This window comes from Sediminicoccus sp. KRV36 (genome assembly GCF_023243115.1).
Taxonomy (GTDB): Bacteria; Pseudomonadota; Alphaproteobacteria; order Acetobacterales; family Acetobacteraceae; genus Roseococcus.
The window spans coordinates 2,689,229-2,714,541 of sequence record NZ_CP085081.1; the positions used below are offsets into that span (position 1 = coordinate 2,689,229).

23 protein-coding genes are annotated in these 25,313 nt (G+C 67.4%); 14 read left to right on the forward strand and 9 right to left on the reverse strand.

What is annotated here, in order from left to right:
• Nucleotides 1-210 precede the first annotated feature (210 nt).
• The 8 genes from LHU95_RS12615 to LHU95_RS12650 all read left to right on the forward strand — a co-directional run bounded on the left by LHU95_RS12615 (nt 211) and on the right by LHU95_RS12650 (nt 8,574).
• On the forward strand, nt 211-588 hold the full coding sequence (locus tag LHU95_RS12615; RefSeq protein WP_248707315.1) for a hypothetical protein: 378 nt from the start codon (nt 211-213) through the stop codon (nt 586-588).
• A 164-nt stretch (nt 589-752) separates the two neighbouring features.
• The gene (locus tag LHU95_RS12620; RefSeq protein ID WP_248707316.1) at nt 753-905 is read left to right on the forward strand and encodes a hypothetical protein; all 153 of its coding nucleotides are present in this window, start codon (nt 753-755) and stop codon (nt 903-905) included.
• A gap of 29 nt (nt 906-934) precedes the next feature.
• On the forward strand, nt 935-3,091 hold the full coding sequence (locus tag LHU95_RS12625; protein ID WP_248707317.1) for a tape measure protein: 2,157 nt from the start codon (nt 935-937) through the stop codon (nt 3,089-3,091).
• A gap of 5 nt (nt 3,092-3,096) precedes the next feature.
• The gene (locus LHU95_RS12630; RefSeq protein ID WP_248707318.1) at nt 3,097-3,783 is read left to right on the forward strand and encodes a hypothetical protein; all 687 of its coding nucleotides are present in this window, start codon (nt 3,097-3,099) and stop codon (nt 3,781-3,783) included.
• Nucleotides 3,783-4,349 carry a hypothetical protein gene (locus tag LHU95_RS12635; RefSeq protein ID WP_248707319.1) on the forward strand — a complete coding sequence of 189 codons (567 nt, stop codon included), beginning with the start codon at nt 3,783-3,785 and terminating at the stop codon, nt 4,347-4,349. Before LHU95_RS12630 ends, LHU95_RS12635 begins: the two co-directional genes overlap by 1 nt.
• Nucleotides 4,346-4,699, forward strand: coding sequence for a hypothetical protein (locus tag LHU95_RS12640; protein WP_248707320.1), 354 nt, complete (start codon nt 4,346-4,348; stop codon nt 4,697-4,699). The genes LHU95_RS12635 and LHU95_RS12640 overlap by 4 nt, the downstream gene beginning before the upstream one ends.
• The gene (locus tag LHU95_RS12645) at nt 4,699-6,720 is read left to right on the forward strand and encodes a phage tail protein (RefSeq protein ID WP_248707321.1); all 2,022 of its coding nucleotides are present in this window, start codon (nt 4,699-4,701) and stop codon (nt 6,718-6,720) included. Before LHU95_RS12640 ends, LHU95_RS12645 begins: the two co-directional genes overlap by 1 nt.
• 12 nt (nt 6,721-6,732) lie before the next feature.
• The gene (locus LHU95_RS12650) at nt 6,733-8,574 is read left to right on the forward strand and encodes a glycoside hydrolase family 55 protein (RefSeq protein ID WP_248707322.1); all 1,842 of its coding nucleotides are present in this window, start codon (nt 6,733-6,735) and stop codon (nt 8,572-8,574) included.
• A gap of 244 nt (nt 8,575-8,818) precedes the next feature.
• Here LHU95_RS12650 and LHU95_RS12655 read toward each other — a convergent pair whose 3' ends face one another.
• Genes LHU95_RS12655 through LHU95_RS12665 form a run of 3 tightly spaced genes read right to left on the reverse strand, consistent with a single transcriptional unit; the run spans nt 8,819 to nt 12,128 of the window.
• Entirely contained in the window at nt 8,819-9,724 is a 906-nt protein-coding gene (locus LHU95_RS12655; protein ID WP_248707323.1) for a plasmid partitioning protein RepB C-terminal domain-containing protein, read from the reverse strand.
• Nucleotides 9,721-10,599, reverse strand: coding sequence for a plasmid partitioning protein RepB C-terminal domain-containing protein (locus LHU95_RS12660; protein ID WP_248707324.1), 879 nt, complete (start codon nt 10,597-10,599; stop codon nt 9,721-9,723). The genes LHU95_RS12655 and LHU95_RS12660 overlap by 4 nt, the downstream gene beginning before the upstream one ends.
• On the reverse strand, nt 10,596-12,128 hold the full coding sequence (locus tag LHU95_RS12665; RefSeq protein ID WP_283094305.1) for a recombinase family protein: 1,533 nt from the start codon (nt 12,126-12,128) through the stop codon (nt 10,596-10,598). Before LHU95_RS12665 ends, LHU95_RS12660 begins: the two co-directional genes overlap by 4 nt.
• A 166-nt stretch (nt 12,129-12,294) precedes the next feature.
• On the opposite strand from LHU95_RS12665, the gene LHU95_RS12670 reads away from it, so the two are divergent.
• From LHU95_RS12670 to LHU95_RS12690, 5 genes are all read left to right on the forward strand, one after another.
• Nucleotides 12,295-12,672 (forward strand): hypothetical protein, encoded by a 378-nt coding sequence (locus tag LHU95_RS12670; RefSeq protein WP_248707325.1) that lies wholly within the window; start codon nt 12,295-12,297, stop codon nt 12,670-12,672.
• 409 nt (nt 12,673-13,081) lie between these two features.
• Complete coding sequence (locus LHU95_RS12675) at nt 13,082-14,185, forward strand: helix-turn-helix domain-containing protein (RefSeq protein ID WP_248707326.1); 1,104 nt, start codon at nt 13,082-13,084, stop codon at nt 14,183-14,185.
• Between the two features lie 159 nt (nt 14,186-14,344).
• A complete protein-coding gene (locus LHU95_RS12680) occupies nt 14,345-14,863 on the forward strand; it encodes a BLUF domain-containing protein (protein WP_248707327.1) in 519 nt (172 codons plus the stop codon).
• Nucleotides 14,864-15,392: 529 nt separating this feature from the next.
• Nucleotides 15,393-16,127: a hypothetical protein gene (locus tag LHU95_RS12685; protein ID WP_248707328.1), complete on the forward strand. Its 735-nt coding sequence runs from the start codon at nt 15,393-15,395 to the stop codon at nt 16,125-16,127.
• 783 nt (nt 16,128-16,910) lie between these two features.
• Nucleotides 16,911-18,005: a histidine kinase dimerization/phosphoacceptor domain -containing protein gene (locus tag LHU95_RS12690; RefSeq protein ID WP_248707329.1), complete on the forward strand. Its 1,095-nt coding sequence runs from the start codon at nt 16,911-16,913 to the stop codon at nt 18,003-18,005.
• 209 nt (nt 18,006-18,214) lie between these two features.
• On the opposite strand, the gene LHU95_RS12695 is transcribed toward LHU95_RS12690, so the two are convergent.
• The 4 genes from LHU95_RS12695 to LHU95_RS12710 are packed head-to-tail and all read right to left on the reverse strand — an operon-like array spanning nt 18,215 to nt 21,978.
• A complete protein-coding gene (locus LHU95_RS12695) occupies nt 18,215-19,048 on the reverse strand; it encodes an ABC transporter permease (protein ID WP_248707330.1) in 834 nt (277 codons plus the stop codon).
• Complete coding sequence (locus tag LHU95_RS12700; protein ID WP_248707331.1) at nt 19,041-19,871, reverse strand: ABC transporter permease; 831 nt, start codon at nt 19,869-19,871, stop codon at nt 19,041-19,043. The genes LHU95_RS12695 and LHU95_RS12700 overlap by 8 nt, the downstream gene beginning before the upstream one ends.
• The gene (locus LHU95_RS12705; protein WP_248707332.1) at nt 19,868-20,896 is read right to left on the reverse strand and encodes an extracellular solute-binding protein; all 1,029 of its coding nucleotides are present in this window, start codon (nt 20,894-20,896) and stop codon (nt 19,868-19,870) included. The genes LHU95_RS12700 and LHU95_RS12705 overlap by 4 nt, the downstream gene beginning before the upstream one ends.
• A complete protein-coding gene (locus LHU95_RS12710) occupies nt 20,893-21,978 on the reverse strand; it encodes an ABC transporter ATP-binding protein (RefSeq protein ID WP_248707333.1) in 1,086 nt (361 codons plus the stop codon). Before LHU95_RS12710 ends, LHU95_RS12705 begins: the two co-directional genes overlap by 4 nt.
• 159 nt (nt 21,979-22,137) lie before the next feature.
• Here LHU95_RS12710 and LHU95_RS12715 point away from each other — a divergent pair, with 159 nt between their 5' ends.
• Nucleotides 22,138-23,019, forward strand: coding sequence for a polysaccharide deacetylase family protein (locus tag LHU95_RS12715; RefSeq protein ID WP_248707334.1), 882 nt, complete (start codon nt 22,138-22,140; stop codon nt 23,017-23,019).
• Between the two features lie 12 nt (nt 23,020-23,031).
• On the opposite strand, the gene LHU95_RS12720 is transcribed toward LHU95_RS12715, so the two are convergent.
• Entirely contained in the window at nt 23,032-23,949 is a 918-nt protein-coding gene (locus tag LHU95_RS12720; protein ID WP_248707335.1) for an allantoinase PuuE, read from the reverse strand.
• Between the two features lie 67 nt (nt 23,950-24,016).
• Complete coding sequence (locus LHU95_RS12725; protein ID WP_248711549.1) at nt 24,017-25,192, reverse strand: NAD(P)/FAD-dependent oxidoreductase; 1,176 nt, start codon at nt 25,190-25,192, stop codon at nt 24,017-24,019.
• Nucleotides 25,193-25,313: the final 121 nt, after the last annotated feature.

Below are 25,313 nucleotides of genomic sequence, written 5' to 3' on the forward strand. Positions count from 1 at the left end.
GCGCGCTGATTCTACCGTAAGCCTGATCAAACTCGAACCCGTGCCGACGACCGCCTTGGGTCGAGTACGGCTGTAGCGTTCAACGCCAAGTCTGCCATCTCGACGCGCCGCCTCATCGCGCGAGCCTCGCTGGTGAGGCTGGCCGCTATCCTGAGCGCCGCGCAGGGCTCTTCTGATCCGGATTGCCCGCCTACCTGAACGGAGAACCCCATGCTCACCCTCGACCTCCCGGTCGAGCCGTACTGGCTCGACCTCCCGCGCGGCGTCCGCGTGGAGATCCGCCCCGTCACCACCGCTGTGATGGCCGCCGCCCAGGCCGGCTCCGCCCGCCGCCTCGGCGTGCTGCGCGCAGCCGAGGCCGACCTCGACCCCGACATGGCGCGCGGCCTGGCCTTCGCCTTCCTGGTCAAGGCGCTCGCGCGGCATGCCGTCACCGCCTGGGATGGCGTGGGCGACGCCGCCGGCAAGCCGCTGCCGCTCTCGCCCGAGGCGGTCGAGCGGCTGATGGACATGGACGAGATGGCCGCCGCCTTCTGGGACCGCGCCACCGGCCCCGTCGCCGCCGTGACGCTGGAGGGAAACGGCTGAGGGCCCGGGCCGAATGGCACTTCGGCCAGGGCCCTGACTACTGCCGCGGCTGCGCGGCCCTCGATCGCGACTGCGGCCTGGCCTGTCCCTACGCCGCCCACGCGCCCGCCAGCGTCGAGGGCGCCGCAGCCTGGGCCGCCGGCACCACCTGCGCCACAGCGACGATGACCGGTCTCGACTTCGACATGCCGGCCGCGCTCGCCACCTCCCGCGAGATGGGCGCCTCCGGCTGGGCCGCAGCGGAACTGCTGCTGGCCATGCGCATGGGCCTCGCCGCCGGCAGCGCCGCGCGCCGCACCGACCCCCCTGGGCCCTGACCACTCCACTGACGCAGGAGGCGTGACGCATGGCGGATAGCACACGCCGCGTCTCGGTCCGCCTGTCGCTGGATGACGCTGCCCGGGTCAAGCAGGAGCTGCGCGAGGTCGGCGAGACCGGCCAGCGCAGCCTGGAGCGCATCCAGGGCGGCGCCGATCGTGCCTCCCGCGCGCTGGACCTGCTCGATGTCGCCGTACGTGGCGTGCAGATCGCCGGCCTCGCCGCCGGCCTGCGCGCCGTGGTCGTCGCCGGCGATGCGCTCACCCAGTCCATGGGCAGGCTGAACACCGCGCTCGGCTCCGTCGAACGCGCCGGTGAGATCTACGACCGGCTGTATCGCGACAGCCTGCAGACCGGCGTCGCCGTCCGCGAGAGCGTCGACGCCTTCGCCCGCTTCTCGATCGCCGCCCGCGAGATCGGCGCCACCTCCGACCAGGTCGCCACGCTCGTCGGCGGCCTGCAGCGCATCGCCATTGCGTCGGGTGCCTCGCAGCAGGAGATCGCCTCCTCAACCCAGCAGCTCGCCCAGGCGCTGGCGTCGGGCACGCTGCAGGGCGACGAACTGCGGAGCATCCTCGAAGGCCTGCCCACCCTGGCGCAGGCGCTGGCCCGCGAGCTCGGCGTCTCCATCGGCGAGCTCCGCAAGCTCGGCTCCGAGGGCAAGCTCACCGCCGACACGGTGTTCCCAGCGCTGCTGCGCGCCGTCGAACGGCTGAATGGCGAGTTCGAGCGGGCGCCGCTTTCCGTCGGCCGCGCCTTCGGCCAGCTCACCGCCGCCGCCGACCAGTTCCTCGCCCGTCTCGACCAGGCTATCGGTCTCTCCAACGCCCTGGCCCGCGCCCTGTCCGGCGCCGCCCGTGTGCTGGACGGGGTGCGCCGCGGCTCGGGCCTGCTGCTGCCTTCCGAACAGGAGGCCGACCGCCGTGCCCAGGCTGAGGCCCTGCGTGCCCAGATCGCCCGCCTCGAGGCGGAGAATGACGGCCGCGACAGCCTGCGCTCCCAGCCGCGCCGCGGTTCGATCCAGGGCGGCTTGGTCGGCACCGCGCAGCAGCAGGCGGGCGTCGATCGCGCCGCGCGGTTGGAGGAGCTGCGCCGGCAGTATGCCGAGCTTCAGGAGGAGATCACCCGCGGCGAGCAGGCCGCCGGCGAGCGCCAGCGCACCGAGCAGGAGGCCGCCGCCGGCCAGGCCGCCGAGGCCCGTCGTCGCCGCACCGCTGCGGACGCCGAGGAACTGCGCAAGGCGCTGGACGATCGCTTTCGGATCAACAGCGAATACGACGACCGCGTCCGTCGCCTGCGCGAGGCCGAGGCCGCGGGCGGCATCACCGCCGCCGACCGCACCCGCCTCGAGACCCTGGCGCTGCGCGAGCGCGACGAGGCGCTGCGCCGCATCGAGGGCACCACCCGCCGCGTGGCCGCCATCCCGCGCCCGGACCGCGAGGCCGAGCGCGAGATCAACGACATCATCCGCGAGCGCGAGCGGCTGATCCAGAACAACGAGAACGCCCAGGAGCGCTACACCCGCCGCCTGGAAACCCTCGGCCGGCTGGTGGAACGCGCCGAGCGCATCGGCCAGCCCATCCCCGACGAGACCGTCTCCCGCGAGGCCAATGCTGCGCTGGAGGAGCTGGAGCGCAGCCAGCAGCGCGTCCAGCAGGCGACAGAGCGCACCAGCAACACGGCGCGCGAACTCGGCCTGACCTTCTCCTCGGCCTTCGAGGACGCGATCATCAAGGGCGAGAGTTTCTCGAAGGTGCTGCAGGGCATCCTGCAGGACATCGCCCGCATCGTCGTCCGCCGCACCATCACCGAGCCGCTGGGCACGGCGGTGACCTCCAGCCTGGCGGGCTTTGACTTCGGCTCGATCTTTTCTGGCATCGGCTCGGCGCTGGGCGGGCTTTTCCGCGCCGAGGGCGGGCCGGTGGCGGGCGGCCAGCCCTACATCGTGGGTGAGCGCGGCCCCGAATGGTTCGTGCCAAACCGCAGCGGCACGGTGTTGCCCAACGGCATGGCGCCCGGTGGGCCGGTGATCAACCAGAGCATCACCATCGACGCTCGCGGCGCCGATGCGGGTGTCGAGGCGCGGTTGCGCGTGCTCTCGGCGCAGATCGTCCGCCAGGCCAGTGCGGCGACGCTCGACGCCATCCGCCGCGGCGGCAGCGCCACCTCCATCGTGCGGGGATAGGGCAGATGACCGAATACGCCTGGCCAGCCGTACTGCGCCCGAGCCGCCTCAGCTTCTACCTGCAGCACAACACCCTGCGCTTTGTCTCGCCCGTCACCCGCGCCACGCAGGTGCTCCGGCGCGAGGGCGCGCGCTGGGTGGCGGAGGCGAGCTTTGAGCCGCTGGGCCGCGTGCAGGCCGGCGTGATGGATGGGCTGCTGGCGGGACTCGCCGGCTCCGCCAACACCGTGCGGATCTGGGACTGGCGGCGCGAATACCGCACCGGCGATCCGCGCAGCCAGGGCGATGTGCCGACCGGGCCCTACAGCTTCTCGGACGCGACGATCTTCACGGACGGCACCGGGCTGGTGGTGGGGTCCGGCAATCCCTCGCTGGCGGCCGGCGCGCCGCGTGGCGCGCTGTCGATTGTCACGCAGGGCTGGTGGCCCAGCACGGTCGCCGTCGGCGCCGGCGACTACATCGGGCTGGGCGGGCGGCTCTACATCGCCACCGCCGCGGTCGCCGCCTCTGGGGCCGGCACCGCCACCATCGCCATCGCGCCGCCGCTGCGCGCCGCGGTGGTGGTGGGCGAGCCGCTCATCCTGTCCCTGCCGAGCGTGCCGATGCGGCTGGTCTCGGATGACGAGGCGGCGAACCCGACGCGGCCTGGTCCCTTCGCCGCCGTGACCATCCGCCTCGAGGAGGCTTTGTGATGTCCGGCACCCCACGCCTCAGCAATCAGGCCGCGGCGGCCGCCACCGCGCCGATCGCCACGCCGGTGGTGCTGGTGGAACTCGACTTCGCCACCGGCCCCTTTCGCGTCTGGACCGGGCTCGGGCCGCTCGACTGGGCGGGGAAGGTGTTCGAGGGTGCCGGCAGCATCGGCGCCATCTCGGATGTCGAGGAGACGGTGGAGCTGCGCGCCGTCCGCCTAACCCTCGCGCTGTCGCCTGTGCCGCAGGAGGTGGTGGATATCGCGCTGGCCGAGCGCAGCTATCGCCTGCGGCCGGTCACGCTGTGGGGCGCGCTGCTGGATGCCCAAGGGTCATTCGTGGCGGACCCGTTCCCACTCTGGGCGGGGCTGATGGACACGATGGAGGTGACGGACGGCGCCGAGCCCTCCGTGGCGCTGGCCTGCGAGAGCCGGCTGGTGGACCTCGAGCGGGCCGAGGTGCGGCGCTACACGGATGCTGACCAGCAGGCCGAGTATCCGGGCGATCGGTTCTTCGAGTTCGTGCCGGCGCTCCAGGAGGCGGAGATCCGGCTGCCGATCCAGTGACCCGGCTGCCCGATTGGCCGGAACGGCTCGCGGCCCTGATCACCGCCGCCGAGCATCGGCCCTTCGACGCGACGCGCTGGAACTGCGGGCGCTTCGCCATGGCCGCGGTGGTGGCATGCACGGGCTACCGGCCCTTGTGGCAGCACCGCCCGACCCTCGCCGCGATGGCGGACACCGCAGGCTTCCCGCGCGTGCCGGTGCCCTTCGCCCGAGCCGGCGACGTGGTGCTGGCCACCGACCCGGATCGCCTCGGCGTGGTCCTGGATGCCGGTCGCGCCGCCTTCGTCGGGCCCGCGGGCCTGCTCCGCCTCCACATCACCGCCTGCACCATCGCCTGGAGGGTTGGCTGATGCCCGTCGCCATCCCCTTCATCGCCGCCGCGGCGGGAGCCGCCGCCTCGGCCGTCATTGGTGGCGGCGTCCTGGGCGCCGTGGCGGCCGCCGGCGCCGCCCTGGTGGTCTCCGCCGTAGGGGCCGCGGTCTTCCGCCCCAAGTCGCCCTCCGCCGCCCGCAGCGCCAACGTCACGCCAGGGACCGACACTGGGCCGGGCTCCGGCTTCGATCCGCGCACGCCAGGCGCCGGCCGCACCCAGTCCTTCCGCCAGCCCATCACCGAGCACCAGATCGTCTTTGGCCGCTGCCGCACCTCGGGCCCCGTCGTGTTCCTGCATTCCGCCACCGATGACGAGGGCCGCGCCGACGGCTTCCTGCATGTCGTCGTGGTGCTGGCGGCGCATCGCGTGCGCGCCATAGGCGAGGTCTTCCTCAACGGCACCGCCTCCACCGACGCGAAGTTCGCCGGCCTGCTGCGCATCGACCGCGCGCTGGGCGATCCCGGCCAGGCCGCCAACGCCAACCTCGTCGCGGACACAGGGGGCCAATGGACCGCCGCCCATCGTGGTCAGGGTCGGGCCTACCTCGCCGTGCGCCTCAAGCTGCGGCCCGAGGCCTTCCCCTCCGGCGCGCCCAGCCTGTCCGCCATCGTCGAGGGCGCCGACACCATCCTCGATCCGCGCACCGGCATCACCGGCTGGTCCGACAATCCCGCGCTCTGCCTGGCCTGGTATCTGACCTCGCCCTTCGGGTGGCGCGCGGCCTGGGCCGATATCGACCTGCCGGCGCTCATGGCCGCGGCCAATATCTGCGACGAGATCATGGGCCGCCGCGATGGCACCGCAGAGCGGCGCTACACCGTCAACGGCGCTGTCACTCTGGGTGAGGGCAAGATCGCCATCACCCGCAAGCTGGTCGCCGCCATGGCCGGCGCGCTCGTGGTGTCGGGCGGGCGCTTCTACATCCATGCGGGTGCGCCAGCGCTGCCGGCTGCGACGCTCACCTCCGACGATCTGCGCGGCGACGTCACCATCGTCGGCTCGCGTCCGCGACGCGATCTCTTCAACGGGGTGCGTGCCGTCTATGTCGAGCCGGCCGCCGCTTGGCAGCCGACCGATGCGCCGCCGCTGCTGGCCAGCAACTACGTCACCGAGGATGGCGGCGAGGCGATCTACCGGGACATGGAGTTCCCACTCACCACCTCGGCGGCGACCGTCCAGCGCCTGATGAAAATCGAGCTCGAGCGCAACCGCCGCCAGCGCGAGGTGGCGATGCAGGCGAACCTCGCGGCGCTGCGGCTGCGGCCCTGGGATGGGGTCACCGTGGCGCTGGAGCGCCTCACGCCGTTCCCGGCCCGCGTGACGGGCTGGGCGCTGGCGCCGGATGGCGGGGTGAACCTGCAACTGGCCGAGGAGGATCCCGCCGTCTGGGCGTGGAACCCGGCAGTCGACGAACGGGCGACAGGCCAGAACCCATCCGTGGTGCTGCCCAACCCGGGCGTGATCGCGGCGCCGGCTGCCATCCTGGTCGAGACGCCGGTGGCGGCGAGCTTCACCGCGATCGCGGTGTCCTGGTCGGCGGTGGGCTCGGCCTATCTCGCCGGCTACGAGATCGAGTTCCGCCCCACCTCGGTCGCCGTGTGGCAGGGCTATGCCGGTGGCTTCGGTGCCACCGCCGTCGCCATTCCCACTGCTGAGCCGACTGCCTTTCGGGTGCAGGCGCAGGCGCGCAGCGGCGCGGTGTCAGGCTGGCGCGAGGCGCTGGTCCCGGCCGCAGCGTCAGGTCTGGCGGCAACGGGCATCGCCGGCGGCGTGCGGCTGTCGGGCGGCTTTCCCGCGGACGGGGTGCGGCTCCAGGTGTTCGAGGCCAGCAGCTCCAGCCTTGCCGCCGCGACCAAGCTGGCCAGCGAGCCGAGCGCGCTGCCCTGGGACCGCACTGGCCTCACCACCGGCCAGACCCGCTGGTACTGGCTGCGCAGCGTCTCGGCCGAAGGCAACGTCTCCGCCTTCGCCGGCCCGGTCACCGCCACCGCCCTCTGATCGGAGAACGCCATGCCGGCGCGCATCGACGACCTGCTGGTCCTCAACGCCAACCTCAACAAGACCGACTTCGCGAAGTACCTGCGCGACCGCGAGGCGGTGCTGCCCAATGACTTCGGCGGGCTCGGTGATGGCGTGGCCGATGATCGCACCGCCATCCAGGCGGCCTTTGATCGGGCAGGCGCGGACCAGAAATTCGCCATGATCCCGCCAGGCACCTGGAACGTCTCCGGCACCGTCACGCTGCCGGGCGGGGCGCGCGGCCTGATCATGCAGGGCACCATCCGCTACACCGGCACCGCGCCCACCTCCGTGCTGGTGCTGGGCGATGGCGGGACCATCCGCAACGCCGAGAAGCTCTACACCGGGCTGAACGTCATTCGGCAGACGATCTCCGACTGGTCCTCCGAGGCCGATATCGGCATCACCGTGCGCAACGTCGATGCCAGCCAGATTGAGTTGCGGCGGGTGGAAGGCTTCACCATCGGCATGCGCACGCTGGGCGATGGCCGCGGCATGGAGGACAGCACCTTCACGCTGGGCCGCATCGTCAACAACCGCATCGGCCTCGACATCTGGTGCGCCACTGCCACCGCCTGGAACACTTCGATCCGCTACTACGGTGGGCACTTCGCCCAGGCGACGGGGGTGAATGCCACGCAGGACCGCTTCGGCGTGCGCTTCGGGAATGAGGCCGGCGCCTACACCAACCACAACCGCCACGTCTTTGACGCGCCGAACTTCGAACTGCGCCAGGCCGGCAGCAACATCGCCATCCCCTTCCTGAACCAGACCTCGGGCAGCGCCATCATCGCCCGCAATATGCGCATGGAGGCCTGCTCGCCGCTGGCGGCGCGACACACCGCCGGGGCTCAGGATTGCGAATACGACATCGCCTGGACCAACACCTACCTGGTCGGCATCGACTACACGGCCACAGCGAACCGCTGCGGCAATGCGGTAATCAACCGGCACCGCGCGCCGGCGTCGCGGTTCCAGCGCTTTCTCGCCGGCGTGCCGAACACCCGCGCCGCGGCGTTCCGGCAGTCGGCGACCGAGGTGGGCGTCGAGGGGCTGATCACTATCGCCACCTCCACCACCACTGCGACCTTCATGGCGGATTTCTGCTTCAACGGGCTGACCGACCTGACGCCGACCGATCGCGCGGTGACGCTGGCGGCGAACCGTGGGCTGGGGTGGATGCTGGATACCTCCCAGGCGAAGGAATTCGCTCTGGCGCATTGGCTGACGAGCGGCGCCTCGGGCGGGCGGTTGTTCGTGCGCGTGTTCGATGGCGCAGGGAACGTGCGGGAGGACATCGCGGGCGATGTGCTGGCCTCCATCACCACCATGCAATGGAACGGGCCGGCCAAGGGGTGGAATGCCGGCGCGCCGATGGACGACGCGAACTTCAATCGGCGGCAGACCATTCGCGTTGGCGCGGCGGTGGCCTATGCGCAGGTGGGTGTGATTGGCTTCGATGGACCGATCGATTTGCAGTCTCTGCGGCTCTACGGGCTGCCGGAGGCCGCGCCGGCAGTGCTGAACGGCACGCCGCTGTTGACGGGGGCGCTCTTCGGCTCAGGGCGGCGGGAGTTCGCGGCGGAGGTGTCCTGGGACCTGCCGAGCCTCGCGCCGGCGGCGACCGCGCTGCTCGATGTCACGGTGAACGGGGCGCGGGCGGGCGACCTGGCAACGGCATCGCTGGTGTCGTCGACGCGGTTCATCGAGCTTGACGCGGCGGTGTGGTCGAACAACACGGTGCGGGTGATGGCGCGGAACATCTCCGCGGCGACGTTCGATTTGGCGGCGGCGACGCTGTCGGTGGCAGTGGCGAAGCGACGAGTGCCGTGACTTCCTTCATCGATGGACATCCACACAGGGAGGGAGCGCGCTGCGCGACAGCGCGCCCCCTCCGCCTCTTTTCCCGGCAAGCCGGGCAACGTCTGGCCGGCCCTATGGCGGCCGGCCTGGTGGGCTCCAGACGGGTTCGCCGCCATCCCCACCACCGCCCTCGATCTGCCCCTCGTGCAGCGTCTCCAGCGGTCCCCGCGCTTTCGGGTCCGGGTCCCCATCCAAATTTCGTGGCCGAGCCGGACTAAGCTGCCATGGTGTCGATCTCCGCAATGCGGCGAAACTCCGTGAGGAACTCCGGTCGCTGCTGCGTCAGAAACCGAACAATGCGTGGATTTTCGAGCAGGCGTGCGAGATACCCGCGCGCGACAACCAGCATCAGATGGTCTGCCCCATAGGCCGAATGAGCCAGCTTGACCTCGCGGTCGAGTTGGGCCGACTCGCGCTCCATCAGAATTTTCTGGTCTTCAGTCAGCCCCTTGGTGGCCTTCGGCTTGGCCTCGGAAATAATCTGCGTCTGCGGTGTGGCCGCCAACAATGCCCGCGCATACCCGTCAGTGTAGCGGTTCATCGTCACCATCAATTCCGCCACCTCGATTTGCCGCAATGGCCGCATGTTCCGCAGCACGCCGAACACCTTCGCGTTGACAGGCTTGTCCTTCAGAAATTCCACTGCTTCCGGGCAGATGCCGACCAGCATGCGCTTCTTGATCTGGAGCGTGTTGACGTCGATGTTGAGGGACCGCGCGATGCGGGATTCCGGGACCTTCTTCTCGACCAGCTTCAGAATCATCCGGTGCTCCTGGATGGCCGCCAGTCGACTGATCCGCTTGTTGTATGTGAAGGCCTCATCATCTGTGGCCAGCAGGCAGGAGATGCTGTCGCGGCCCTGGCTACGCAAAATGTCGATGCGTAGGTGACCGTCGAGCAGCAGATAGCGACCAGGCATGGCCGGATGATGCGCCACCACCGGCGGCTCGATGAGACCGACCTCGCTGATCGATGCTGCGATCTGTGCGTATTTGGTGGACTGCTTGATCTTCGGCGTGACCTCACGCAGCGCGTCGATGTCACTGAAGCGCAGCGAAATCACCGTTCGATGGAAGGCCGAAGCCACTGCCATGACCGGCTTTGCAGGTTCGGGCTTCATCTGTTTGCTTCGCCACGGATTCGCTCGTCCATGCCGCGCGGCAAGGTGTGCAATGCCTCTGCGCGCGCCAGGTTCACGAAGCCCTCGTCAGCGAACAGCTCGCGCAATGCCTCGGTGATGAAGAGCAATCTGCTGCGGGCGGCTTCAGCACGTCGCACCAGCACGCGCTTCTTGTCGACATCCTGCTGGTAGGTGCGCAGCAGGGCGTCCACGGACATCGGGCGCGCCGACGTGCGATCACGCGTTTTCGCCTTTTTGCCACGACGCTGGCGGTTCTCAACCAGCCGCTTCGCGGCCAGCAGGCTGTGCCCGCGCAGAAGCTTGCGCTCATAGGCCTCCTGCAGCACGCGTTGCGTGTCAGCCTCCTCGGCTTCTGCGATGTCAACAGCAACACTGACCGGAATTTGTCCAATCTCAACCGCTTTGAGGAGCCGCGTCTCACCCTTGTTGATCAGCCGCAGCACACCGCGGGCATATTCCAGGCTCAGACCTGTCTTGCGGGCGATATCGACATCCGAGTGGCCCCGCTGCTCCATGCCGCCGATATCATGAAAAAGCTCCAGCGACTGATGCTGGCGGCGCGCGATATTTTCGACCAACCCCATGACGAGGCAGTCCTCACTTTCAGCCTCGATGATCACCGCCGGGATTGAAGATTGGCCCAGCTCCCGGAAGGCCTCGAGCCGGCCCTGGCCGCACACCAGGTCATACCGCTCCCCGCGGCGCGCCACCGTGATCGGCCGCTTGAGGCCGACCTTGGCAATGCTATCCATCATCTCTTGGAAGACGCGCCTGTTCCGGGCCCTGGGATTGACCACATCGATCAAGTCGATCGGGATGGAAACGATCGCCATAGTGGTGTCTGGCGCGCTCATGCAGCGGCATCCAGGATCGAGCTGCGGGCCGTGAGATCAAAGAAGCCATCCAGGCTTTCAAAGCGGTAGGCATCCAGAGCGAGCCCGTTGTGTTCACCGAGCTTCAGCTTGGCCAAGCTGACATCGATGCGAGGCAGCAGGTAGTAGTCGAGCACGTCGGCATTACCCGCAGCCATGCGCACGGCCACGGTGATATCGGGCGCGAGGCCAGCATCCAGCCGGATATGCCAACGTAGGCTGCCGGCTCCCGTTACCTGGCAGCGGGCCAGCACGATCGAGGCATTGAACTCGGCGTTGATGGTCAGGAGGTCGGTCTTGGGATCCTGCTCAACCTCGCCGCCGGCCTGCCGAATGCCGTCGACCGCCGCGGCGACGATGTTGGGATGCATGGCGCGAAGTGCCCGGTTGACCTCGAGGTAGCGGAAATCGCGATCCGGACTGAAGCCAACAAGCTGGTAGGCCCTGAGCAAGCCGCCAAAGCGCGACTGATAGGCGCTGCTGGACGCTCCATCCTCGGCTTCGTCGATGATGAAGCCCGAGAGGTAGCCGTGCTTGGCCAGCAGGCGACGCAGTGCTTCCAGCATCGCATCGTCAGTGAGGCGATGCGACCGCTCGCGGATGATCGTCTGTGCTGCGGCGAAGACCAGCCGATCGACCAGCGGCTCGAACGCATTCTCGCGCCGAATCCACATGTCGGGGCCATTGCGCACACGCTTGCCATGCAGCTTGGAGGAGACACGGTTCCAGACATTGTCGCCCGTGTATTTCTCGTTGATCAGCATTTGGTGAATGGTGGCGCGCGTCCACGGGCGGCCCAGATCGCTCAGCGATCCCCGAGCATTCAGCGTGTCCGCGATGTCGCGCTCGGGGCGGCCTTCTTCGACAAAGGTGCGGTAGACCCAGCGCACCGTTTCCACCTCGTCGATGGGGCCTGGCATCAACACCACCCGATCGGTCTGGATACTCTTCTGCTCGCCTCGGGCCAGTTCGCCCTTGGCCAGGCCGCCGCCGTCGATAAGGCGGCGCCGCAGGCCGTACCCAGCCGGCCCTCCTTGGCGAAAGCCCAACTCGATCAGGCGGCATTGGCCAGCGAAGACCTTGGTGGAAAGCTCGCGGCTGTATTCACCGGCCATGGCGCGTTTGACGCCCTTGACGATGGTCGAGATCGGGCTGCCGTCATTCTCGAATTGCTCAGCGCAATACTGCACTCGGATGCCAGCGCGCCGGCAGACATACTCGTAGTAGGCACTCTCGTCGGCATCCTGGAAGCGACCCCAGCGGCTGACGTCATAAACCAGGATGGTGCTGAAGTCGGCACGGCCTTCGCGGACGTCGTCCAGCATCAGCTGAAGGGCATCACGGCCGGCCATGCTGAGGCCGCTCTTCCCGTGATCGGCATAGGTGCGGACGATGGTGAGGCCGCGCTGCTTGGCGTAGTCGCGGATCGCGTCCGCCTGGTTCTCTGTCGAATAGCGCTGATGGTCAGTCGACATTCGAACGTACTCGGCCGCGCGCACGGCAGCCGCCACTACCGCTTCGCCCTCAAAATCCGATCGCTGAACCACATCAGATCCTCTCAAGCTCAGGCCTTGCCGCGCCGTGGCAACGTCACGCGCTGCCGCGGTCGTGCCACCGCGTCAGCATCGGCGAGCGCGTTTGACTTTCGCTCCAACAATATCAGGAGCGAATCGGGCTGTGCGGACGAAAAAGGGCAATCAGTTGCACTCGAAGGGCAACAAGTTGCCCTTTTTCGAGAATGCAGAGGAGGCGCGAGAGTGCTACGCGCGCGAGATCGGCAATGCGCTGCGAGGCGAGATCGCGGCCACGGGTCGCTCCGCGAAGGACATCATGCGCTGGACGCGGGCGAGCGAACGCGCGGTAAAGGGATGGATCAGCGGAAAGCGAGGGCCGAGTGGTGAGCACCTCATCCCGCTGATGGCATGCTCCGACGCCGTGTTTGCCGCGGTGCTCAGGGTGACGGGACGGGAGCGGTCATCGCGGGGCGGGCCGGTTGCCGAGGTCAGGCGCCTTCTCCACGAGGCCGTGGAAGCGCTGGATGAGGTAGACCGGTGAGGCGGGCCAGGGGGCGCGGCGCGCGAACCGACATCTTGACCAAGTGGGATCAAATGATGCACCCCACGGGTTCATCAATCTTGAATTTCCCGATTCGTGGATATATCTTTTGCCTCGAAGAAGCTTGCTAAGCTCTGTACGGACCCCCGCGAGGCCACCAAGGCGCTCGGGGCTGACAGCGCTCGAAAGCTTCGGTCCCGCCTCGCGGATCTCCAGGCCGCCGATACGGTGGCTGAGTTGGTCGTGGGCCGGCCGCATCCACTGAGCGGGTCCCGCACGGGTCAGTTCGCGCTGGACCTGGCTGGTGGACAGCGGTTGGTCTTCCGGGCGGCACGTCAGGAAGCGTCGACAACCGGCGCTGATTGGAAACGGGTCACTGCAATCGAGATCGTGTTTATTGGGGATTACCATGACTGAGACCGCCTTCGCCCCGGACTGGGTCTCCCCTCCTGGTGAGACCATCGCCGATGTCCTCGACGAGCGCGGTTGGACGCAGGCTGAGCTGGCAGATCGACTGGGCTTCACGCGCAAGCACGTCAACGACCTTATCCAGGGCCGTTCGGCCATGACGCCGGACGCAGCAGAGCGTCTGGCTACTGTGCTCGGTTCGACCATAGGGTTCTGGCTCCGGAGGGAGGCGCAGTATCGCGCGGCCCAGGAAGCGCTTCGGGCTCGTGAAGAACGGAAGGCACAGACGGAGTGGCTCGGTGAGTTGCCGCTGCGCGACATGGTCGGCTTCGGTTGGGTGCCGAAGGTCAAGGACCGGGTGGACCAACTGTCCGAGTGCCTGCGCTTCTTTGGGGTGGCGTCTGTCGATGCGTGGCGACAGCATTACGCAACGCCGGCTGCAGCGTTTCGTGCGGCCAAATCGCAATCCATGACCGTCGGGGCTGTGGCCGCATGGTTGCGGCAGGGGGAGCGGGCAGCAGAGGCGCTGGCCTGCCGGCCATTCAACGAAGCGAGCTTTCGAGCTATTCTTGGTGAGTTTCGCGCGCTGACGACCGAACCGCCCGAACGCTTCGTTGATGCATTGGTCAGCCGCTCTGCTGCCTGCGGTGTCGCGGTGGTCTTCGCGCCAGCACCAAAGGGCTGTCCCGCGAGTGGCGCGACGCGTTGGCTGGCGCCCGATAGGGCTTTGCTGATGCTGAGCCTCCGCTATCGCACAAATGACCATCTCTGGTTCACGTTCTTTCACGAGGCTGCTCACATCCTGCTGCACGGCAAGCGGATGCAGTTCATCGAGGGTGTCGAGCCGCTAGATCCGAATAGTGAAATCGAAGCTGATGCCTTTGCGAGAGATTGGCTCGTGCCTCCGGCTCAGGCTCGCAAGCTGCAGGCGCTTGCAAAAGAAGGCGTTGTATCGGCTACGCGAGTGACGGCGCTTGCCAAGGAAATCGGCGTCGCGCCGGGGATAGTTGTGGGGCGGATGCAAAAAGAGAAGTGGCTTCCTTGGACCCACCTCAACGGGCTCAAGGTATCGTATACCTGGGCGAAAGACCGTTCAGCTGCCTGAAAGGCCAATTCGGCACTTGCGCCGAAGCGGTCGTTCGCGTGAAGCCGGGACCTGGATGGAACTCCAGTGCTTCCTTACCCAAATCGGAAAGATGCGGTAGCATTACGCTGGCTCACCGGATGCCACGGCCTGCCCGGCAAAGACAAAGCGAGCTGACCCATGTTCGACGAATTCGGTTTTCCACGCGACGCTGACTCGGACTACGGCGCGCCCATTCTTGGGACTTTCGTATATTGCAGTCGTGCCGCCGAAGGCGTCGACGACGTCGAGGTCGGCCGCATCATCGAGCGGTCTCAGCGCCGCAATGTCGCCCGCGATATCACCGGGGTGCTGGTTTTCGGCAGCGGCGTCTTCTTCCAATGGATCGAGGGGCCGCCCGCCCAAGTAGAGAACTTGATCGCGAGCCTTCATGGCGATCCGCGCCATCACGACATCGTCACGCTGGACCGGAGTGTGGAGAAGCGCGCGCGTCTGTATCCGAATTGGGAGATGGAACTGGTCGGAGCCGACGACATCCGCGCGGTGCTGCAGGAGGCGTTCGAGAGCGCCGAAGACGAAAACAACATCGCAGCACTGAGGCGTATTCTCGGGCACCTGGATTCGGGTCCGGTTGATACGCTCCACCCTTCTGCCACGAAGCGGAAGGACACCGAAAAATCCAAGCCGGGGGCTCGCTAGGGGTCCACAGCAAGATGTCGAGTACAGGAAATGTTGGGGTGGGGCGGTTTCGCGCGACCGACCGCTGCGGCGCAAGTGCTGAGTGAACGCCGCGCTCTCCAAGGCTCCAGCCTTGAGACCGTTCGTATCCGGTCGCACCTCCTCCGCCAGTTCGCACAATTTCGCTCCGCTACGCCGCTTTTCGCCCCGGTTCGCGCCGCGCCCCAAAGGCACTATCTTCGGCAAGGTCAAAGCTGCCGGGGATCACGTGCCGCTCCAACCCATCCGCTACGGCAACAAGGGTAGGCCTAGGGTCTCGCGGCAGGGCTTTCCCCGCGGTTCTCAATCCTCAAGCAGTTGCCACTTTGTTCTTGACGAGCCTCGAGACATCAGTTAGGCTTTACGTCCTAATGTCGAATGGTTTGTCATGGCTGCCCTTTCTTCTTCCGCAGTACCGAGCCGCGAGGCGCTCCGTGCCTTCGCGCGGGACTACCGAACGGCTAGCGGCAGCCGGGACATGGCAGCCCGCGCTGACAAAGCTGATTGTGTCGTGACCGTCGGCGCTTACAGCCGCACGCGAAACGGCAATCCGGAACAGGTCAGCGGATATCAGCGCAGCAATCCGAACTGTGGTGATGGCACCCCAGAGGACGCGGTGGTGCTTGCTCGGGATGGTGTGGCACCGCGTCCTTTGCCATCCGACAGACGGCCAGCGACGCTGGCGCGCGCCTGGGAAGGTCAGCCAAACCAGTCTTGGCGCCAGCAGATCGCCGCCGAGGAAACTCGCCGTAGTGACGGTGATTTCGGATATGGTATGTGCGGTCAGCCGGGTTCCAGTGCGCTCGGGCGATATCAGCTTCTCCGCCGTCCCCTGGTAGATGCTGGTTGGCGTGACCCGGCAACGGGGGCCTGGACACCCCGGGCGCGTGCGGTAGGCGTGAATAGCGATGCCGATTTCCTGGCCAATCCCACGGCCCAGGAAGCCGCAATGAACGACGTCATGCGGCGGAACGAAGAACAGCTCAGGGCGAACGGCGCCTTGCGCTTCGCCGGCCAGCAGATGCCAGGATTAAGCGGTGGTCCGGTCACGATCACCGAGTCCGGCCTCGCTGCCGCAGCTCACCGCGAGGGTGCTGGGGCTGTCAGGCGCTATCTCGACCACCGGGCTGCAAACTCACCACCACCATCTTCTGTGAGGGGACGCGGCGACCTCTCGAGCTTCAACGAGATCGAACGACGAATACGAGCTTTTGCAGACGCGCCTTACCAGAGCGTGCGGCGATGAGGCGCCTGGTAGCCACCGCACTCTGTCTGCTGATGACTTCTTCGCTCGCAGCACAGCCCGCCGATCGGCGATTACCATGGGTGAGCATGCCTCCAGCGGTAAGTGAAGCCCTGCACGCATTGCGGCAGACAGAGCACTGGCTGGCTGTTGCGATGACCGAGAATTTAGACGGCAGTCGCCAGGGTCGGGACACGGATGCGGGCCGATCCTACAATTTCGATCCGTCGCGCCATCTACTATATACAATGCGTGATCTCAATGGTGATCTGCGGCCCGAGGTGTTCATGCTCTTCCCGTGGCCGTATGTGCGCGGCAACCAGCAAGCGGCTGGGGTTGTCATGGTTCGTGACGGTCACGACGGCTGGCGCATAGGCTGCGAGATTAGCGATTGGGGCGACGAGAGCGCGCGGGGCGGCGTCCGCTTGCTCGCCACTCGCAGTCACGGCTGGAGGAATTTTCGTACGAGCAATGCGTTCTACGCCTGGCGCCCAGTACCAGGTCAGGCAGGCTTCCGCGAATGTTGGCCTACTCGAGCAGTCGGTCTGCAGCGGCATCGCACCAACATGCCGTAACCTGCGACCGCAGAGACCGTTCATTCCCAGTGAACTGCGCCCCGCCAGTTCTCACCCAAGCAGCATCGCCCCGGCCGCCCGGCTTGCCCCATTGGGTCACAATCAGGCCTGATTGCCGCCTTGCCCCGCCATGAGTATGACCGTGAGATTGTTTCGCTTCCCGCGAAGGCAGCGCGCATGCTGATGCGAGCAGCACGCCCAAGGGTCCTCGATGACATCAAATGACGAAGTGCCAAAGCCGCTGACCGACCTGCTTGGCAGCCCGGACCTCGCCGGGGCGCTGGATAGCGACCGATTCAAGCAATTCCTGGACCATATCCCCTTCGCGATCGCCGTCGCGGAGTTGCAGCCAAAGGAACGCGTCACCTACGTCAACCTGGAGTTTGAGCGGCTTTCAGGCCAACCAGCCGCTGAATTGCTGGATCACTCCTGGAGCGAGTTGAAGGCCATCGCCAGCGCTGAAGGCGATGACCGCCAGCTGAGTGATGCCATTCCCGCCGGCGAGGATCACATCGGCAGCTTCAGGATGGGCGCGGAGGGGGCCGAAGGCGGCATTACCGTGGATGCATGGTCCAACGTCATCCAGGACGAAACCGGTGCCGCGATCTTTCGCCTGGTGGCCCTGGCCGCGGTAAATCCATCCCGGCAAAGCGATGCAGAAGCGATGCAGAAGCGCTTCAACGAAAAGGACATCCTGCTGCGGGAATTGCAGCACCGCGTGAAGAATAATCTCCAACTCGTCACCTCCCTCATCCGGCTGGAGAGCCGCAACGCGGCCTATGATGATGCGGGCGAATCCTTCGACCGCCTGGCCGGCCGCGTCAGCGCCCTGGCCTTGCTGTACCGCACGCTCTCCGAGGAGGAGATCGGCGACAGCATTGATCTGGGCACCTATCTCAGCCAGATCGCCTCGGCCGTGATGAGCGCCCACGCCGTGGAAGGCATCCGCCTTGACCTCAAGGTGGATACCTGGCCGGTCTCGATCAATGTGGCGATGCCAACGGGGTTGGTGGTGAATGAGGTGCTGACCAATGCGCTGAAGCACGCCTTCGTGGGGCGAGAGGGCGGCACCATCACGCTGCACAGCCTGGTGGACGCCGAAGGCTGCCAGGTGGTGGTTGCCGATGACGGAGTGGGCCTGCCGGCCGATACGCACTGGCCCACCTCGGGCCGCCTGGGCGCGCTGATTGTGCAATCGCTGCGGCAGAATGCCGGGGCCACGCTGAAGGTGACGTCCTCTCCGGGCCAGGGCCTGCGCGTGACGATCCGCTTCGCGCGCGCGGATGCGGCGCCTGCTGGCGCTTAGCGCTGTTTGAGTTTTCTGGGCCTCCGGCGGCTGGGGCCGTTGGCCCCAGACCCCGTTCCTTGGTGCTGGTCCGGCATGCGTATCATCAGGGCTGAAACATGTTGCTGGGGTCTGGGGCCAATGGCCCCAGCCGCCGGAGGCCCCTTGAAAGCACCACACCAGCCATCACGCGCGCCCAGGATCGCCTCCGGGGCTTCGAGCAAGCCCCGCTAAACGCTCATCCGTCGCGTCAGACCCACCGCCCGATCCATCACCAGCAACAGCGCGAAAGCCGCTGTCACCAGCACGCCTGAAGCGGCTGCGACACGCACATCCAGCGCCGTCTCCATCATCCCCCAAAGCCGGATCGGCAGCATGTCCGTATGCGCCGAGGAGAGGAACAGCGACACCGGCACATTGTCGAGCGAGGAGACGAAAGCGAGGAATGCGCCCGCCGCCACCCCAGGCAGGATCAAGGGCAGCACCACGCGCCGGAAGGTCCGCCAGGGCGATGCGCCCAGCGCGGCACTGCTCTCCAGCAAGGCTGGATCAAGCCCGGCGGCACTGGCGCCCACGGTACGCAGCGCGAAGGGAGCCGCGATCATCGAATGCCCCGCCACCAGCAGCCAGAGCGAAGGCGGGGTCCGCAGCCAGGAGAAGAACATGAGCGCGGCAAGCCCGAAGGCGATGCCCGGCAGCACCAGCGGCGCCATGAAGGCGCCCTCGGCGAAGCGCGCCCAGGTGGCACGCGTCCGCGCGACGGCCAGCGCAGCCCCGGTGGCCAAGGCGGTCGCCACGATCGCGGTCAGTGTCGCCACCAGCAGGCTATTCCCCGCCGCGCGGTGAATCTGCGCCGAGCGCACCGGATCGAACAGCGCCTCATACCAGCGGAAGGTCAGCCCCGGCGGCGGGAATTTCAGCGCCTGGGAGGTGGTGAAAGACGTGATGAGGACGATCAGCACGGGCCCGATCAGGATCAGCACGCCGATCATTGCCAGCAGCAGGATCGCCAGCGCCAGCAGCCGGTCACCCCCGGAGAGCCCCCCACCTGAAAACCTAGGCATGCCGCGCATTCCTCCCGAGCAGGTTCAGGGCCCCTACCACCATCAGCACCGAGCCCATGAGCGTCAGCGCCATGGCGGCGGCCAACGGCCAGTCGAACACCACCATCGCCTGCTGCCAGACCAGCGCCGGCAGGTAGTTCAACCGCCCGCCACCAATCACGGATTGCGAGATGAAGGCGGTGGCGGCACTCGCGAAGACCAGCGTCGCCCCCGCGATCAGCCCGGGCAGCGCCAATGGCAGCACGACGCGCCGCAGCGTGCGCCACAGCGAGGCACCGAGCGAAGTCGAGGCATCCAGCAGGGCCGGATCAATCCGCGCCGTGGCCGCGATCAGCGGCAGCAGCATCAGCGGCATCTCGATCTGCGTCAGGGCCAGGATCAGCCCCGGCTCGGTTTGCAGCAGCGCGGCCGGCGCGGTGGCGAGGCCCGTGGCGATCAATGTGGAGTTGATCACCCCTTCCCGCCCCAGGATCACGATCCAGGAGAAGGTGCGCACCACGACCGAGGTCAGCAGCGGCAACACAGCGACGATCAGGATCAGCCGCTTCAACCGCGGCCCAGCGGCCATGTGCACCAGCGCCAGCGGTACGGCCAGCAGCATGGTGGCCAATACCGTCAGCGCACCCAGTCGCAGCGTGTTCAGCACCGACTGGATGTGGAAGGAATCCCCCAACACCTCATGCCAGGCGCGCAGGCTGAACTGGCTGAGGTTCTCGTCGGTCGCGAGCGACGTGCTGAGCAGGATCAGCAGCGGGGCCGCGAAGAACATCAACTGGGCGAGGCCCAGCGGCAGGGCCAGCCGCCAGACGCCCGCCCCGTTCACCCCGCCATCTCGCGGTTGAAGCGCGAAATCCAGCCGGCGCGCAGCGGATTGATCTTCGCCCAGTCATGCGTCACGAAATTCGTGATCTCGCTGATCGAGCGCATCGGCACATCGGCACCCGGCGTCACCTCCTTGTTCACGGGAACGAAGAAATACGGCTCCAGCGCCAGCGCGCTCTGAACCGGCGTGCTGATCATGGTGTCGATGTATTGGTAGGCGGCCGCGATGTTCCGGCTGCCCTTGGCGATGTGCATAGTGGTGACGAAGGCCGCCGCCCCGCTCTCCGGCACGGCGAAGGCGATGGGCACGCCGCGTGAGCGCAGCAGCGTGACGGTATAGGTGTTGGTGTACATCACATCGATCTGGCCCTGCTGGAACAGGCCAGGCATGGCAGCCGGCGCGGCCACGGCGGCGACGGAGGGCTTGATGCGGCGGAGTTCCGCAAACAGCGGGTCCATGTTGGTCTCGGAGCCGCCCAAAGCCTTGGCCATCTCGATCAGCGAGATCGTGCCGAAGGTGGTGCCGAAGCCGGTGAGGCCGAGCTTCGAGGCATATTGCGGCTGGAACAGATCGCGCCAGCCGGCGGGCTTTGGTACCTTCTGCGGGTTGTAGGCGATGCCCACCACCTGGGCGGCGACGGCAGCCCCTACCGGATCGGCATAGCCTTCGGGCAGAACGGCGCGGCTGGGCAGGCGCGCGGGATCGAAGGCTTCGAACAGGCCAAGATCAACGCCACTGACGCGCGGCCCGGGGTCGAGCACGAAGACATCAAAGGGCGGCGTGCCACGCGCGGCCCGCGCCTTGGCGATCTGGTCCACGGCGAAGAGCGGATCGAAGGAGACGCCGACATTGTGCCGCGCCAGCAGACGGGGGGCGAGTACGGCGCGCAACGCTTCATCCCAGCCGCCCGGATAGACGGCAGCCGTCATCTGCGTCGTCTGCGCTTTTGCACCAAGGGCCGGCAGGGCAAGGCCGGTAGCCAGCAGGCTTCGGCCCAGGACGCGGCGACCAATCATCAGGCTCATGCGGAATCTCCTTCAGGGAACAGGCTCGGCGTGGCGCCGGGCAGGATGGCGATGCGAACGGGGCCAGGTGGTGGCGGCGCGCCATGGCGCGGCTGCTGGATCTTCACCTCCGCCGAGCCTGCCTCCAGGTCATGGATCAAGGCGGGGCCCAGCGGCAGGGAAAGCCGCAGCCGGGCAGGAAAAGCGTCCGGCCGGGTATCCTCGACCGGCAGCAAGGTGAGCTGCTCGGGCCGCGCGCAAAGCATCACCCGCTCGGCCAGCGCGAAGCCGCGCGGGCTTTCCACATGGACCGTGGCGCCGGCATCAAGCCGCACGGCATAGCCCGCACCCTCCCGCGCCTCGATCCGCCCGTGCAGCCGGTTGGTGGTGCCGACGAAGCCGGCGACGAAGGCGGTGGCCGGGTTGTCGTAAAGTTCCGTGGGCGGGCCGACCTGCTCCACCACGCCAGAGCGCATCACGGCCATGCGGTCCGCCATGCTCATCGCCTCATCCTGGTCATGCGTGACCAGTACGCAGGTGACGCCGAAGCGGCGCTGGATGCGCTTGATCTCCAGTTGCAGATCCAGCCGCAGCGAACGGTCGAGCGCGGCGAAGGGCTCATCCAGCAGCAGGATGGCGGGCTCGATCGCCAGGGCGCGGGCCAGGGCCACACGCTGTTGCTGACCACCCGACAGGGCGGCCGGGCGCCGCGCGCCGAAGCTTTCCATCCGCACGGCGGCCAGTGCCGATTCCACGCGGCGGATGATCTCGGCCTTGGGCATGCCGCGCGCTTCCAGCCCATAGGCCACATTCTGCGCGGCGGTCATGTGCGGAAACAGCGCATAGGATTGAAACACAATGCCCACGCCGCGCTTGCCGGGTGGCAGACCGTCAATCGCGCGGCCATCCACCAGAACCTGGCCCGCCTCGGCCTGGATGAAGCCCGCGACCGTGCGCAGCAGCGTCGTCTTGCCGCAGCCCGAGGGGCCGAGCAGCGCCAGGATTTCGCCCGGCGCCACGCTCAGCGTCACATCGCGCACCGCCAGCGTCTGGCCGTAGCGCACCCGCACGCCGTCCATGTCGAGGCGATGGCCCAATTCCATTGGCGTGGCATCCAGCATGGCCAAAGACGCAGCAAGACTTGTGCCGCGCGGCCTGGCCATGGCGGATGCCCGCGCGGCGTCCGAGCCTGCGCAACTTCAGGGCAGTTTGTCCCTGATCCTGCACCATGCTTGGCTGCCCCCTCCCGCAGGAGCTTCCCCATGACACGCGATCTGATCGGCACGGCCGGAACCTGGCCGGATATCCGCTGGCCGAACGGCGCGCGCCTGGCCGTCTCCGTCGTCGTGAATTTCGAGGAGGGCGCCGAGCAGCAGGTCGGTGATGGTGACCCGCAATCCGAACGCATGGGCGAGGTGCTGAGCGTCGTCGCCCCCGGCACGCGTGACATGGGGCAGGAGCAGATCTTCGCCTATGGGATGCGCGCCGGCCTCTGGCGCATGCTGGATGCGCTGGACCGGCACGGGCAGCGCGCCACCTTCCTGATGTGCGGCCGCGCCGTCGAACGCGCGCCCAGCCTCGCCGCCGAAATCGCCGCGCGCGGGCATGAGGCGGCGGCGCATGGCTGGCTCTGGCGGCCGCATTCCGACTACGCGACGCGCGAGGAGGAGGCACGCGACCTCGACCGCAACATCGCCGTGATCGAGCGCGCCTGCGGCACGAAGCCGCGTGGCTTCTTCTGCCGCGGCTCCGAGAGTGCCTGGACGCGCGGCCTATTGGCCGAGCGCGGCTTCGCCTATGCCTCCAACGCCTTTGACGATGACATCCCCTACGCCGATCCCGATCATCCGGGCCTGCTGGTGCTGCCCTATGCGCTCGACACGAATGACATGAAGTTCTTCCACCCCAATGGCTTCGTGCGGGCCACGGAGATGGTCGAATATGTGGATGACGCGCTGGAGGTGCTGCTGGCCGAGGCGGCGGCCGGCAAGCCGCGCCTGCTCAACATTGGCTACCATCTGCGCATCGTGGGCCGCCCGGCGCGCTTTCCGGCATTCGAGCGCGTGCTGGCGCGCCTGGCGGGGCTGGGTGACCAGGTCTGGGTGGCGCGGCGCGATGAGATCGCCGCTGCCTGGACCCCCTGAAACCCGCGTGGGTCACCCCTTCGGCGAATACGGGTGCGTGGCCATCCAGTGTTTCGCGATATCCACCCGCCGCGTGATCCACACATCCTTGCGACTGGCGATGTGGTCCAGCACCCGCCGCAAGCCCATGGCGCGCGCCGGATGCCCGATCAGCCGCATGTGCAGCCCGATGGACATCATCTTCGGCTGGCCCTTGGCCCCTTCCTCATACAGCATGTCGAAAGCGTCGCGGATGTAGGAGAACCACTGGTCCGAGGTGCCCATCCAGCCGGCGTATTTGCCGTCATTATTGGTGAGCGAATACGGCACGACGAGGTGCGGCTTGCCCAGGACGGTTTTCCAGATCGGCAATTCCTCGCCGTAATAGTCGCTGTCGTAGAGAAAGCCGCCCTCCTCCACGACAAGCCGGCGCGTGTTCACGCTGGGCCCATAGCGGCAATACCAGCCATCCGGCCGGTGCCCGACCGTCTTTTCCAGGCTGGCGACGGCCAGGCGGATATGCTCCCGCTCCTCCGCCTCGCTCAGCTCGAAATGCTTGATCCAGCGCCAGCCATGCGAGCAGACATCGAAGCCGCTTTCGCGGATCGCCGCCGCCGCTTCGGGATTGCGCTCCAGGGCCAGCGCGCAGCCGAACACCGTCATCGGCAGGCCGCGCTCCTGAAACAGGCGCATCAAGCGCCAGAAGCCGACGCGGCTGCCATATTCGAACATGCCCTCGGCCGCGAGGTCCCGGCCGGATTTCACCTGGTTGAGGCCGGAGGCCTCGGTCAGGCCCGTCTCGGTGAAGCCTTCGCCATCCTGGACCGAGGGTTCGGAGCCCTCCTCGTAATTCATGACGAAGTTGACGGCGATCTTGGCGCCGCCCGGCCATTGCGGATCAGGCGGGTTCTTGCCGTAGCCGATGAAATCGCGCTCAACCTGATACGTCATGGGACCTCGTTCCGCTCATTCCGCGAGAGGGACGAGCATGTTCCGTGCCAGCGCCGGGCGCAACGTCTCAGGCGGCCTCGCCCGCGGCCCAGCCACTCGCCCAGGCCCATTGGAAATTGTAGCCGCCCAGCCAGCCGGTCACGTCCACCGCCTCACCGATCACGAACAGGCCGGGGACGGATTTCGCCATCAGGTTCTGCTGCGAAAGCGCCTCCGTATCCACGCCGCCCAGCGTGACCTCGGCCTTGGCGTAGCCCTCGGTCGTGCTGGGCGTGAGCGTCCAGCATTTCAGCAGGGTGGCGAGGTTGGTCAGCGCGCGGTCCGGCAAATCGGCCATGCGGCTGCCCGGCAGGTTGCGCTCGGCCAGTGCCTGGGCGAGGCGTGTGGGCAGGAATTCTCCCAGCACCGTGCGCGGCTCGGCCTTGGGGCGTGCCCGCTTGGCGGCCAGCAACAAGGAGACGGCATCCTGGCCAGGCAGCAGATCGAGCGAAATCGCCTCGCCCTGATGCCAGTAGGAGCTGATCTGCAGGATGGCGGGGCCGGACAGGCCCCGATGCGTGAACAGCATCGCCTCCGGGAATTTCGCGCGCCCGGCCTTCGCCACCACCGGCAAGGCAACACCCGCCAGCGGCTGCATCAGCGCCAGATCATCCCCGCCAAAGGCGAAGGGCACGAGGCCGGGGCGGCGCTCCACAAGGTTGAGGCCAAAGCGCTTCGCCGCATCATAGGCAAAGCCCGTCGCCCCCATCTTGGGGATGGAGAGCCCGCCCGTCGCCAACACGAGCGATGATGCGGTGAAGACGCCGCGATCCGTCGTCACGGTGAAATCCACGCCGCGGGTGATGTCGGTGACGCGCGTCTCCAGCCGCAATTCGACGCCCACGGCCTGCGCCTCGGCCAGCAGCATCGCCACCACCTGGCGCGCCGAGCCATCGCAGAACAATTGCCCCAGCGTCTTCTCGTGCCAGGTGATGCGGTGTTTTTCGATCAGGCCCAGGAAATCCCGCGCCGTGTAGCGCGCCAGGGCCGAGCGTGCGAAGGCCGGATTGGCCGAGAGAAACCGCTCCGGCCGAATGTCGCGGTTGGTGAAATTGCAGCGCCCGCCACCGGAAATCAGGATCTTCTTGCCCGCCGCCTCGGCATGATCGAGCAGCAAGACGCGGCGGCCGCGCTGGCCCGCGCGGATGGCGCACATCAGCCCGGCCGCGCCGGCGCCGATGATGAGGACGTCATGGGTGTTGATGGCAAAAATCCTCAAGAACGAAGGGCTTGGCCCTTCAACCCACCAGGCTGAAAACCGGCGTGGCCTCCAAGCTTTCCTGGACCTTCGTCTGAAACAGCAGAAGGTGCAGGAAACGAGTGTC